Raw genomic sequence first — 12235 nt, 5'->3', positions numbered from 1 at the left:
GCGCGCCGCAACGGCGGCGCGCATGCTCAGCCGTCGTGCGGCACGCGCGATCCGCCGGCGCCGGGCGACGTGGGCGACGCCGGCGACGTATCGATCTCGACGCGATTCTTGCCGTCGTGCTTCGCGCGATACAGCGCACGGTCGGCGGCCTCGATCAGCGACGTCGTCGGCAGGCCGGACGCCGGCACGATGCTGGCGCCGCCGATGCTGATCGTCACGTAGCCGCCGGTCGACGACTGCGCGTGCTGCAGCCGCAGCGCCGCGACCGCGAGACGGATCTTCTCGCCGAGCAGCCGTGCGGCGCCGGGCGACGTGCCCGGCATCACGACCGCGAATTCCTCGCCGCCGAACCGCGCGGCGAGGTCTCCCGACTGCCGCAGGCAGCGCTCGATCGTCGTCGCGACCTGCTTGAGCACGCTGTCGCCCGACACATGGCCGTAGGTGTCGTTGTACAGCTTGAAGTTGTCGACATCGATCATCAGCAGCGACAGCTCGCTGCGCTCGCGCGTGCCGCGCCGCCATTCGGCGGCCAGGTATTCGTCGAGATAGCGCCGGTTCGACAGCCCGGTCAGGCCGTCCGAGTGCGTGAGCCGCCGCAGCTCGAGATTGGCTTCGAGCAATTGCTGCTGCGACTGCCGCAGCGCGCGATACGCGTCGTCGCGCTGCAGCAGGTTGATGTACGAGCGCGAGTGGTAGCGGATGCGCGCGACCAGTTCGATGCGGTCCGGCAGCTTCACGAGGTAGTCGTTCGCGCCGGCCGCGAACGCGGCGCTCTTGACGACCGGTTCTTCCTGCGTGGACAGCACGATGATCGGCACGTCGCGCGTCGCGGGATTCGCGCGATATGCCTTCACGAGACTCAGCCCGTCGGTTCCGGGCATCACGAGATCCTGCAGGATCACGGTCGGGCGCGTCTCGATCGCCGTGTTCATCGCGTCGTCCGAGCGCGGGCAGTAGTGGAAGTCGATGCCGGCCTCGTCGACGAGCGCGCGACGCACGGCTTCCGCGACGATCGTCTGGTCGTCGACCAGCAGCACCATCGCCGGTGCGTCGGCGGTCGGCGCGTGTGCGGCGGGCAGGTACGTCGGGTCGCTGGTCATGGTCGATTCTTTCATGGCGGGGCGGGGTGCGCGCTCAGAATCGCGCGAGTGCCGCCAGTTCGCCGGCGATGCGTTCGAGCGGCAGGATCGCGCGCGCGGCGCCGAGCGTCGCGGCGGCCTTCGGCATCCCGTAGACGGCGCTGGTCGCCTCGTCCTGGGCGATCGTATGGTAGCCCTTCATGCGCAGCGCCTTCAGGCCGATCGCGCCGTCGCGTCCCATGCCGGTCAGCAGCACGCCGATCACGCGGCCGGGCCAGTGCTCGGTCAGGCTGTTGAAGAACACGTCGACGGACGGGCGGTATGGCGCCGACGCCGGCTCGCGCGTGTATTCGAGCGTGCCCGCGCGCGTGATGCGCAGGTGATCGTCGGTCGCGGCGAGCAGTGCGATGCCCGGCTGCGGACGCTCGCCTTCGCGGGCGACGCGCACCGTGAGCGGCGTCTGGCCGTCGAGCCATTGCGCCATCCCTTCGGCAAAGGCGCGGTCGACGTGCTGGACGATCACGATCGGCGCGCTGAAGTCGGCCGGCAGGCCGCCGAGTATCGACGCGAGCGCGCCGGGGCCGCCGGCCGATGCGCCGATCGCGATCAGCGGGCCGCCGTCCGCGCGGGCGGCCGTGCCGGCGGTGCGCGCGGCGCCCGGCACCGCGAGCTGACGGCCGATCTGGTCGATCTTCGCGAGCAGCAGTTTGGCGGAATCGCCGGCCGCGCCGTCGCCGAGCTGCGGCGTGTCGACCGCGTCGAGCGCGCCGGCGCCCATCGCCTCGAACACGCGCCACGTGTTTGCGCCGATGCTGTTCGTCACGATCAGGATCGCGCACGGGCGCGCCGATCGCATGATGCGCCGCGTCGCTTCGATGCCGTCGAACCTCGGCATGATCAGGTCCATCAGCACGACGTCGGGCGGCTGCGCGTCGCACAGTTCGACGGCCTGCGCGCCGTCGGTCGCGACCCACAGCACGCGATGCTCGGGCCGCTGCGCGATCACGCGGCGCATCGCCTCGACGGCAAGCGGGAGGTCGTTGACGATGCCGATGTTCACAGGCGGGATTCTCCGGTCAGGTCTTGGTAGCGGATGTCCGGCCGTTTCATCAACGAACGGCACGGCCCATCCTTGCCACGGCACGGCATCGGCGGCCGAACGGCGCGGCATGGTTTTCGGTTGGCGACGCCCCGCATGCTGTCATGCGGCGCGACCGACGGCAATCGAAAAATTTGCACATGGCATTCTGTCGGTGCGCTGGATAACCGAACTCGCATGTCGATGGCCGATATGGACGGTCGACATGCCGCGACGCGCGCTCGGGCCATGCGAAGGGCGGGGCGCGACGGCGATGCGCGAAGGGAGCCGGGAAACGGAACAGCGATGTCGCCGCCGCGGATGGCGGCGCGGTGTCCGGCATCGCATTTTCAAACGGCTGTGCGTTTTTTACGGCGGCAGCGACGACGGCTGGCCGGACAGGTCGGGGCGTCGTGCTGCCGGCCGCGCGCATCGCCCGCCGCGCGGGCGTCGTGCGCACGGCCGGCGGCGTTCAATGGCTGCGCGCGTAGCCCTGGATCAGTGCGCGCATCATTCCCTCGACCGTCGCGTCGCGCAGGTCGGCCTCCTGCTCGGCCTCCTCGACGAGCGCCGCATACGCGGTGGCGAGCGTCACGCGGTCGACTTCATGGCGCTGCTCCATCAGCGTCACCATCCCGTCCTTCGCCAGATGAGCGGAGAACGCGCGGCTGCCGATGGTCTGGAATACGTCAATCATGGCGGCTCTCCCGAACGTTGCCGATGCCTTCCAGTGTAGTTGCTGGCCGCGCGCTCCGCCACGCACGGCGGGGCGGAGCGCCGGCCCGCGACGGCAAGCGGCAGCGGTGCGCGCGATGCACGGGTGTGCCCCCGATTTCCATGATCGCGTGCTTTTCAACGTTTACCCGGATCAAGAAATCATCGACTATTTATCGATAAATTCTCATGTTAGATTGCGCGCACCGAGTCCGGTCGAAACCGGGCGGCAGCGCGGCGCCACGGCGCCGCGCGTCCCACACAAGGAGGAGCAATGCTGGTGCTGATTGGGGTGCCGATCGTCGTGATCGGCTTCGCGCTGCGCTTCAACGCGCTGCTGGTGGTCACGATCGCGGGGCTCGCGACGGGCGTCGCGGGCGGACTGAATCTGGTCGACATCGTCAGCGCGTTCGGCAAGGCCTTTACCGACAACCGCTACATGGGACTGATCTGGCTGACGCTGCCGGTGATCGCGCTGCTCGAGCGCAACGGGCTGAAGGAACAGGCGAAGCGGATGATCTCGCGCGTGCATGCGGCGACCACCGGCCGCGTGCTGATGCTGTACTTCGTGCTGCGCCAGGCGACGGCGGCGCTCGGCCTCACGTCGCTCGGCGGCCACGCGCAGATGGTGCGGCCGCTGATCGCGCCGATGGCCGAAGCCGCCGCCGTGAACCGCTACGGCGAACTGCCCGAGTCGGTGCGCCAGCAGATTCGCGCGCACGCGTCGGGCGCGGACAACGTCGCGGTGTTCTTCGGCGAGGACATCTTCATCGCGATCCAGTCGATCCTGCTGATCAAGGGTTTTCTCGAGCAGAACGGGATCGTCGTCGAGCCGCTGCACGTGTCGGTGTGGGCGATCCCGACCGCGATCGCGGCGCTGCTGATCCACTGCACGCGGCTCGCGCTGCTCGATCGCCGGCTGTCGCGTGCATTCGCACCGGCCCTGCGGGAGGGCGTGCGATGATCGGCCTCGAATCGCTGTACACGCTGGCAGGCCTGATGTTCGCCGCATTCGCATGCTTCAACCTGACGGATCGCACCAACCCGCGCCGCGTCGTCAACTTCGCGTTCTGGGCGATCTATGCGATCACCTTCCTGTTCGGCGCGCTGCTGCCGCATTTCGTGACGGGCTGCCTCGCGATCGCGCTCGCGCTGATCGCCGGCTCAGGCAAGCTCGGGCGCGGCCGCTCCGACGAGGCGGGCGAGGCCGCGGCGAAGCGGCGCGAGGCCGCCGCGCAGCGCTTCGGCAACCGGCTGTTCCTGCCCGCGCTGCTGATTCCGGCCGTCACGCTGGTCGGCACGTTCACGCTGAAATACCTGCCGTTCATCGACGCGAAAAGCGTGACGCTGATCTCGCTCGTGCTCGGCACGATCGTCGCGTTCGTCGTCGCGCTCGCGATGCTGCGCGATTCGCCCGTGCACGCGCTGAAGGAAGCGCGCCACACGATGGACGCGGTCGGCTGGGCCGCGATTCTGCCGCAGATGCTCGCGGCGCTCGGCGCGCTGTTCGCGGTCGCGGGCGTCGGCGGCGTGGTGTCGGGGCTCGTGAAGGACTGGGTGCCGATCGATTCGCCGTTCGCGGTGGTCGCGGCCTATACGGTCGGCATGGCGCTGTTCACGATGATCATGGGCAACGGCTTTGCGGCGTTCCCGGTGATGACGGCCGGCATCGGCCTGCCGCTGATCGTCCACCAGTTCCACGGCAACCCGGCGATCCTCGGCGCGATCGGGATGCTGAGCGGCTTCTGCGGTACGCTGATGACGCCGATGGCCGCGAACTTCAACATCGTGCCGGCCGCGCTGCTCGAACTGAAGGACAAGAACGGCGTGATCAAGGCGCAGTGGCCGACCGCCGTGCTGCTGCTGGCCGTGAACACGCTGCTGATGTACGCGTTCGTATTCCGTTTCTGACCTGCCCGACGAGATGCCCATGACCGACCGACTCACGCCCGAACTCGCCTCGAAATTCGCATCGCTCGCGCTCGCGCACCTGACGCGCGAGTATCCGAACAAGCTCACGCATGCGCTCGCAGGGCCGCAGGACGTGCAGGGCCCGCGCGCGCTGCATCCGATCTTCTACGGCAGCTACGACTGGCATTCGTGCGTGCACGGCTACTGGCTCGTGCTGCGCGTGCTCGAACGCTATCCGATACTGCCGGAGGCCGAGCGCATCGCGGCCGTCGTCGATGCGCATTTCACCGACGCGAACGTCGCGGTCGAGCGCGCGTATCTCGCGCTGCCGCACAACAGCGGCTTCGAGCGGCCGTACGGCTGGGCGTGGCTGCTCGCGCTGTCCGCGCAGCTCGAGCGGCTCGCGCGCAAGGGCGTGCTGCCGCAGGCCGCGCGCTGGGCGAAGACGATGATGCCGCTCACCGAGCTGTTCGTGTCGCGCTTCGAGACCTTCCTGCCGAAGGCGACCTATCCGCTGCGCGTCGGCACGCATTTCAACACCGCATTCGCGCTGGCGCTGACGCTCGAATTCGCGCGCGACACGCAGCGCGACGGGCTGGCCGCGCTGATCGTCGACACCGCGAAGCGCTGGCACTTGAACGATGCCGGCTGCCAGGCGTGGGAGCCGTCGGGCGACGAGTTCCTGTCGCCCGCGCTGATGGAGGCCGAACTGATGCGCCGCGTGCTGCCGGCGGCCGAATTCGACGGCTGGTTCGCGCGCTTCCTGCCCGATCTCGCGCGGCGCGAACCCGCGACGCTGTTCGAGCCCGCGACGGTCAGCGACCGCAGCGACGGCAAGATCGCGCACCTCGACGGGCTGAACCTGAGCCGCGCGTGGTGCCAGCGCTCGCTCGCCGCTGCGCTGCCGGACGGCGACGCGCGGCGCGCGGCGCTGCTCGACGCGGCCGACCGCCATCTCGCGAGCGCGCTCGCGCACGTGGCCGGCGACTACATGGGCGAGCACTGGCTCGCGACGTTCGCGCTGCTCGCGCTCGACGCGTAGCGCGCGAAACCCTGCCGGCCGCAAGGTCATCGCGGCGCGGCTATACTCGCCGCTCGGACCGTTTCGCACCGCGCGTGCGAAACGGTCATCCGCCAGTTCGCCGCACCGCCATGGACAAGCTCATCTCCTACGTCGCCGCGATCCACGGGCTCGCGGGCCCGGTGTCGATCGTGTCGCATACGACCTCGCACGCGCGCTGGACCGACGACGACGTCGAAGTGTCGCGCGACGAAACCGAATACCGTTTCGACAACGGCGCGATCGTGCGCCGCTCGGTCGAGCAGGATCGCATGCCGTCCGACCTGCTGTGCGCGGAATGCTGGATCGACTACGACGTGATCCGGCATCCGGACGCGCAAGCGATCAGCCCGTCGCGGCAGAGCTTCGACAACGCATGCCGCGAGACTTTCTGGCTGAGCTATCACCTCGCATAACGCCGCGCATGGGCGCGCATCGCCGCGTCAGCCCGGCGGTGCGGTGTCGGCCGCATGCAGCAGCGGCGCGAGCCGCGCGGCCGTGTCGCGCATCTTCGGCACGGCTTCCAGCAGATCGTTGAGCGTCGCGCGCGCGGTCGGCGCGTGCACGGCGAGCGCCGCGAGCACGCGTCCGCTCGTCGCGTCCTTTACCGGGACGGCCACGGCCACCATCCCGCGCACGAACTCCTCGTTGTCGATGCCGACGCCGCGCGCCGCGAGCCGGTCGAGCTCGGCCGCGAGCAGCTGCGCATCGGTCAGCGTCCGGTAGGTCATCTTCTTCAGCGTGAGGCGCGCGAGCATCGCGTTGCGTTCGAGCGCGTTCATCTGCGACAGGAACAGCTTGCCGCTCGCGGTGCAGTGCAGCGGCACGCGCATGCCGGGCCGCATTTCGAGCCGCAGCGGCTCGGTGGTCTCGACGCGCTCGACGTACAGCACCGTGTCGCCGTCGAGCGCGGTGAGGTTGCAGGTCTCGCCGAGCACGTCGACGAGCGTGCGCAGTACCGTCCGGCAGCCGCGCGTGAACGCGTTGTTCGACAGCGTCGCCAGCGCGAGCTGCGCGGCGCGCGGGCCGAGCGCGATCCCGCGGTCGTGGCCGCGCGAGTCGGGCATGTGGATCACGTAGCCGCGCGTCTCCAGCGATTCGATCAGCCGCAGCAGGGTCGCCTTCGGGATATGCAGCCGCGCGGCGAGCTGCGACAGCGTGGATGGCTGGCCGGCCGACGCGAGCGCTTCGAGAACCGCGAGCGCGCGCAGCACGCGCGCGTCGTCGGCGGGCGCGCCGTCGGGCGGCGCGGAGGCGGGTTCGCGCATGGGTCTCCTCCGTCGGGGTGCGTCCCGGGATGGGTTGGCTGCGAGGGAAATGAAACGAATTGAACGGTTTTTGTACCACATTCCCGCAGTGGACAATAAATCGCCTTGTATGCGTTCCGTGTGCTCAATAAATTTGGACAAAACATACCGGATTTTTCATATCGGAACGGAGACACGGAATGACACGCAGCTTCGACTATGTCGTGGTCGGCGCGGGCTCGGCCGGTTGCGTCCTCGCCAACCGCCTGTCCGACGGCGGCCGCCATACGGTGTGCCTGCTGGAGGCCGGCCCCGCCGATCGTTACATGTGGATTCACGTGCCGATCGGCTATGGCAAGACGATGTTCCACCCGGTGTACAACTGGGGCTTCCATACCGATCCCGATCCGAACATGCACAACCGCCGGCTGTACTGGCCGCGCGGCCGCACGCTCGGCGGCTGCAGCTCGATCAACGGGCTGATCTACGTGCGCGGCCAGCAGCAGGACTACGATCACTGGGCCGCGCTCGGCAATCGCGGCTGGAGCTGGCGCGAATGCCTGCCGTATTTCCGGCGGCTCGAACACAACACGCTCGGCGACGGGCCGACGCGCGGCACCGGCGGCCCGCTGTGGGCGTCGACGATCCGCCAGCGTCACGAACTCGTCGACGCGTTCGTTGCGGCGTCGAACCGGCTCGGCGTGCGCACCGTCGACGATTTCAACACCGGCGATCAGGAAGGCGTCGGCTACTACCAGCTGACGACGCGCAACGGGCTGCGCTGCTCGACCGCGGTCGCCTATCTGAAGCCCGCGCGCGGCCGGCCGAACCTGCACGTCGAAACCGATGCGCAGGCGCTGAAGGTGCTGTTCGACGGCACGCAGGCGAGCGGCGTGCGCTATGTGCGGCACGGCGAGCTCCACGAGGTGCGGGCGCGGCGCGAAGTGGTGCTGGCGGCCGGCGCGCTGCAGTCGCCGCAACTGCTGCAGGTGTCGGGTGTCGGGCCGGCCGCGCTGCTGAACCGGCACGGGATTGCGGTCGTCGCCGATCGGGCGGGCGTCGGCGAGAACCTGCAGGATCATCTGCAGATTCGCCTGATCTATGAAGTGACGAAGCCGATCACGACCAACGACGCGCTGCATTCGTGGGTCGGCCGCGCGAAGATGGGGCTGCAGTGGGCGCTGCTGCGCAGCGGCCCGCTCGCGGTCGGCATCAACCAGGGCGGGATGTTCTGCCGCGCGCTGCCGGAGGAATCGGCGACGCCCGACATCCAGTTCCATTTCTCGACGCTGTCGGCCGATTCGGCGGGCGGCAGCGTGCATGCGTTTCCCGGCTGCACGTATTCGATCTGCCAGTTGCGGCCCGAGTCGCGCGGCAGCGTGCGGATCCGCAGCGACGACGCGCGCGACGCGCCGTCGATCCAGCCGAACTATCTCGATACCGAACGCGATCGCCGCACGACGGTGGCGGGCGTGCGCTTCGCGCGGCGCGTCGCGGCGACCGAGCCGATGGCGTCGCTGATGAAGCGCGAGGTGCGGCCCGGCGCCGATGCGCAGACCGACGACGAACTGCTCGAATTCTGCCGCGAATACGGACAGACGATCTTCCATCCGTCCGGCACCGCGAAGATGGGCGTCGCGAGCGATCCGCTCGCGGTGGTCGACGAGCGTCTGCGCGTGTACGGCACGCGCGGGCTTCGCGTGGTCGACTGCTCGATCATGCCGACGCTCGTGTCGGGCAATACCAACGTGCCGATCGTGATGGTTGCCGAGAAGGCGTCCGACATGATCCTCGAGGACGCGCGCGAGGCCGATCGCGGCTGCAGCGTCGTGCCGGCCGCCGTCGCCGTGGTGTAGCGCGGGTTGCCCGCGCGGCCCGTGCTCCTGCGCCCGGACGGCCGCCGCGCGCTCACCGGATGCCCCCGCCGGCACGGCGTCGGGGCAGGTTGCGGCGCATCCATCGGTGGAGGAGTTCGCATGGCAATCGATTCCCGAGTCGTCCGTCGCGTGGCCGCGGCCAGCGTGATCGGTGCGACGGTCGAGTGGTACGACTTTTTCCTGTACGGCGTGGTGGCCGGCATCGTGTTCGACAAGCAGTACTTCCCGGCCGGCGATCCGTTCGTGTCGACCATGCTCGCGTATGCGACCTTCGCGGTCGGCTTCGTCACGCGCCCGCTCGGCGGCCTGCTGTTCGGCCATCTCGGCGACCGCGTCGGGCGCAAGTCCGCGCTGATCCTGACGATGCTGATCATGGGCGTGTCGACGGCCGGCGTCGCGTTCCTCCCGACCTATGCGCAGATCGGCCTGTGGGCGCCCGTGCTGCTGCTGACGCTGCGCGTGCTGCAGGGCATCGGCCTCGGCGGCGAGTGGGGCGGCGCGGTGCTGATGGCATACGAATACGCGCCGCCGCACCGGCGCGGGCTGTATGCGAGCCTGCCGCAGATCGGTCTCGCGATCGGGCTGTGCCTGGCGGCCGGCGTGGTGGCGGCGCTGTCGCGCGGCCTGCCCGACGCCGCGTTCCTCGCCTGGGGCTGGCGCGTCGCGTTCGCGGCGTCGCTGCTGCTGGTCGCGATCGGCTTCTACATCCGCACGCGCGTGGCCGACACGCCCGAGTTCGTCGCGCTCAAGCGCCAGCGGCGCGACACCAAGCTGCCGGTCGTCGAGCTGCTCGGCAACTACCGGCGCGCGATCCTGCTCGGCATGGGCGCGCGCTATATCGACGGCGTGTTCTTCAACGTGTTCGCGGTGTTCTCGATCGGCTACATGACGCGCAACCTGTCGATCTCGCGCGGCGACGCGCTGCTCGGCGTGATGAGCGCGGCGGTCGTGATGTGCGCGTTCATCCCCGTGTTCGGCAGCCTGTCCGACCGGCTCGGCCGTGCGCGCGTATACCGGTGGGGCGCGACGCTGTGCGGGCTGTCGGTGCTGCCCGCGTTCTGGCTGCTGCAGACGCAGTCGTCGAACCTGCTCGCGGTGTGGCTCGCGCTCGTGATTCCGTTCGGCATCTTCTACGCGATGGCGTACGGGCCCGAGGCCGCGTTGTTCGCGGAGCTGTTCGACGCGAACGTCCGCTATACGGGCATCTCGTTCGTCTATCAGGTGTCGGGCATCTTCGCGAGCGGCCTCACGCCGATCGTCGCGACCGCGCTGCTGCGCGCGAACGGCGGCGCACCATGGCTGGTCGGGGTTTACGTGATGCTGTCTGCACTCCTGTCGATCGTGTCGACGCGGGCGATCGAGAAGCGCGGCGGGGTCGACGGCGTGGCGGTGCGCGCGATGTGACGGCGCCGGGCGCGGTGCAACGCGTGTGATGTGCCGGCGCGGTACGCGGAGCAGCCGGCAAGCCGGGCGGCGGCGGTTGCCGCGCCGGTATCCCGCAGCGTCGGCCCCGCCAACGCTGCACCCGTGCCCGCGACCGCATGCTGGTCCAAGCGAATCCGCCCGACTGGCCCTACCTGCCGAAAAACGGCCTGCCTACACTTGGTTCGACAGATCGCCGCATCGAAGCATCTGCGCTGGATCGACCCGAAGAGAACGATCAGGAGACAGGCATGACCAACAGGCAGTCGGCAGCGTTCGTCCGTCCGGCGAACGCGCGCCCCGCAACCGTCAGTCGAATCGCCGCTTGCACGCCGTGCGGCGCGACGCGCGCTTCCGTGTCGGAGGGCTGACCATGTCCACCAGCACCATCGGACGCGCCGCGGGCGGCTTCGCGACGGGCCGCCAGAACGATACGCGCTACGACCCGACCTACGATCCGCTCGTGTCGCCCGGCCCCGGCTGCGGCAAGCAGTACGCGCCGACCTACTGGGTCGCGACGGCCGGCAGCCCGCCGCCCGACGACGGCCCCGTCAGCGGCGATCTCGACGTCGACGTCGCGATCATCGGCGCCGGCTACACGGGTCTCGCGACCGCGCTGTGCCTCGCCCGCGACCACGGGATCAAGGCCGTCGTGCTGGAGGCGAACCGCACCAGCTGGGGCTGCAGCAGCCGCAACGGCGGGCAGGGCCAGAACGCGTCGGGCCGGCTGTCGCGCTCGCAGTGGATCGAGCGCTGGGGCAAGGACGTCGCGCTGAAGATGCACGACGAGATCCTCGAAGGCTTCGAGCACTTCAAGTCGCTGGTCGCGGAAATCGACTGCGACCCGCAGCCGGGCGGCCACTTCCTGATCGCGCATCGTCCGCGCATCATGGCGAAGCTCGCGGCCGAGGCGAAAGTGTGGAAGGATGTATTCGGCTACCCGTCCGAACTGCTGAGCGCGGAGACGTTCCGTCGCGAATTCATCGACGATCACGAGGCGGCCGGCGCGCTGCACGAGCCGGAAGGCATCGGCATCCATGCGCTGAAGCTCGCGTTCGGCTACCTGCGCCTCGCGCGCGCGGCCGGCGCGAAGGTGCATACGAGCAGCCCCGTGCTCGGCTTCGAGACGATCGACGGCGTGCACCATCTGCGCACGCCCGGCGGCATCGTGCGGGCCCGCGCGGTCGGCATCGCGACCGGCGCGTACACCGCGCAGACGCTGCATCCGTCGCTGCGCAGCAAGGTGATGCCGATCCTGTCGAACTCGATGGTCACGCGGCCGCTGACGGACGCCGAGATCGCCGCGTGCAACTTCCGCACGACGCAGGTGCTGACCGACACGCGCACGCTGCGCTTCTACTACCGGTTCCTGCCCGACCGCCGTCTGCAGATCGGCAGCCGCAGCGCGATCACCGGCGACGACGCGCCGAACCCGCGCCATCTCGAGTTGCTGAAGGAAGGGATGGCCCGCAAGTTTCCCGCGCTGCGCGGCGTGCAGATCGACTATTCGTGGTGGGGCTGGGTCGATGTCAGCCACGACATGATGCCGCGCGTCGCGCAGCCCGATCCGCGACAGTCGGTGTTCTACGCGCTCGGCTACGGCGGCAACGGCGTGTCGTACTCGCAGCAGGCCGGCCGCCGGCTCGCCGAGCGGATCGCCGGCAAGGGCGCGCACCAGACGCTGCCGATCTTTACGTCGCCGCTGCCCGGCCATCCGTTCGCGCCGTTCCGGCGACTCGGGCAGCGCATGCTCTACGTGTCGTACTTCAGGCGCGACGAAAAGCCCTGAGCGCGGCCCGCGCCGTCCGGCGCGATGCGCCGGGCGCATCACCGAATACAACAAAAAG

12 protein-coding genes are annotated in these 12235 nt (G+C 69.5%); 8 read left to right on the top strand and 4 right to left on the bottom strand.

Annotated features, from left to right (window positions below):
- Window positions 1-26: 26 nt before the first annotated feature.
- The 3 genes from BST28156_RS01130 to BST28156_RS01120 form a co-directional block, all read right to left on the bottom strand.
- A complete protein-coding gene (locus BST28156_RS01130) occupies window positions 27-1100 on the bottom strand; it encodes a response regulator (protein WP_174901222.1) in 1074 nt (357 codons plus the stop codon).
- Between the two features lie 34 nt (window positions 1101-1134).
- On the bottom strand, window positions 1135-2139 hold the full coding sequence (locus BST28156_RS01125; RefSeq protein WP_174901221.1) for a chemotaxis response regulator protein-glutamate methylesterase: 1005 nt from the start codon (window positions 2137-2139) through the stop codon (window positions 1135-1137).
- Between the two features lie 490 nt (window positions 2140-2629).
- A complete protein-coding gene (locus BST28156_RS01120; protein WP_011548005.1) occupies window positions 2630-2854 on the bottom strand; it encodes a hypothetical protein in 225 nt (74 codons plus the stop codon).
- 291 nt (window positions 2855-3145) lie between these two features.
- On the opposite strand from BST28156_RS01120, the gene BST28156_RS01115 reads away from it, so the two are divergent.
- From BST28156_RS01115 to BST28156_RS01100, 4 genes are all read left to right on the top strand, one after another.
- Entirely contained in the window at window positions 3146-3835 is a 690-nt protein-coding gene (locus BST28156_RS01115) for a DUF969 domain-containing protein (RefSeq protein WP_060243208.1), read from the top strand.
- Window positions 3832-4782 (top strand): DUF979 domain-containing protein, encoded by a 951-nt coding sequence (locus tag BST28156_RS01110; RefSeq protein WP_174901220.1) that lies wholly within the window; start codon window positions 3832-3834, stop codon window positions 4780-4782. Before BST28156_RS01115 ends, BST28156_RS01110 begins: the two co-directional genes overlap by 4 nt.
- 19 nt (window positions 4783-4801) lie before the next feature.
- Complete coding sequence (locus BST28156_RS01105) at window positions 4802-5824, top strand: DUF2891 domain-containing protein (protein ID WP_174901219.1); 1023 nt, start codon at window positions 4802-4804, stop codon at window positions 5822-5824.
- Window positions 5825-5934: 110 nt separating this feature from the next.
- A complete protein-coding gene (locus tag BST28156_RS01100; protein WP_059515068.1) occupies window positions 5935-6258 on the top strand; it encodes a hypothetical protein in 324 nt (107 codons plus the stop codon).
- Between the two features lie 27 nt (window positions 6259-6285).
- Here BST28156_RS01100 and BST28156_RS01095 read toward each other — a convergent pair whose 3' ends face one another.
- Window positions 6286-7110, bottom strand: a complete 825-nt coding sequence (locus tag BST28156_RS01095) for an IclR family transcriptional regulator (protein WP_059606243.1) — start codon at window positions 7108-7110, stop codon at window positions 6286-6288.
- A 179-nt stretch (window positions 7111-7289) separates the two neighbouring features.
- Between BST28156_RS01095 and BST28156_RS01090 the strand changes: the two genes are divergently transcribed.
- The 4 genes from BST28156_RS01090 (at window position 7290) to BST28156_RS01075 (ending at window position 12177) form a co-directional block, all read left to right on the top strand.
- Window positions 7290-8945, top strand: coding sequence for a GMC family oxidoreductase (locus BST28156_RS01090; RefSeq protein WP_174901218.1), 1656 nt, complete (start codon window positions 7290-7292; stop codon window positions 8943-8945).
- 120 nt (window positions 8946-9065) lie between these two features.
- A complete protein-coding gene (locus tag BST28156_RS01085; protein WP_174901217.1) occupies window positions 9066-10370 on the top strand; it encodes an MFS transporter in 1305 nt (434 codons plus the stop codon).
- 137 nt (window positions 10371-10507) lie between these two features.
- A complete protein-coding gene (locus tag BST28156_RS01080; protein ID WP_174901059.1) occupies window positions 10508-10759 on the top strand; it encodes a hypothetical protein in 252 nt (83 codons plus the stop codon).
- 2 nt (window positions 10760-10761) lie between these two features.
- Window positions 10762-12177: an NAD(P)/FAD-dependent oxidoreductase gene (locus BST28156_RS01075; RefSeq protein WP_174901216.1), complete on the top strand. Its 1416-nt coding sequence runs from the start codon at window positions 10762-10764 to the stop codon at window positions 12175-12177.
- Window positions 12178-12235 lie beyond the last annotated feature (58 nt).

Origin of the sequence: Burkholderia pseudomultivorans (assembly GCF_902499075.1) — a bacterium.
Taxonomy (GTDB): domain Bacteria; phylum Pseudomonadota; class Gammaproteobacteria; order Burkholderiales; family Burkholderiaceae; genus Burkholderia; species Burkholderia pseudomultivorans.
Note: the sequence above shows the minus strand (reverse complement) of the source record. Positions and strands in the feature narration are given on the sequence as shown.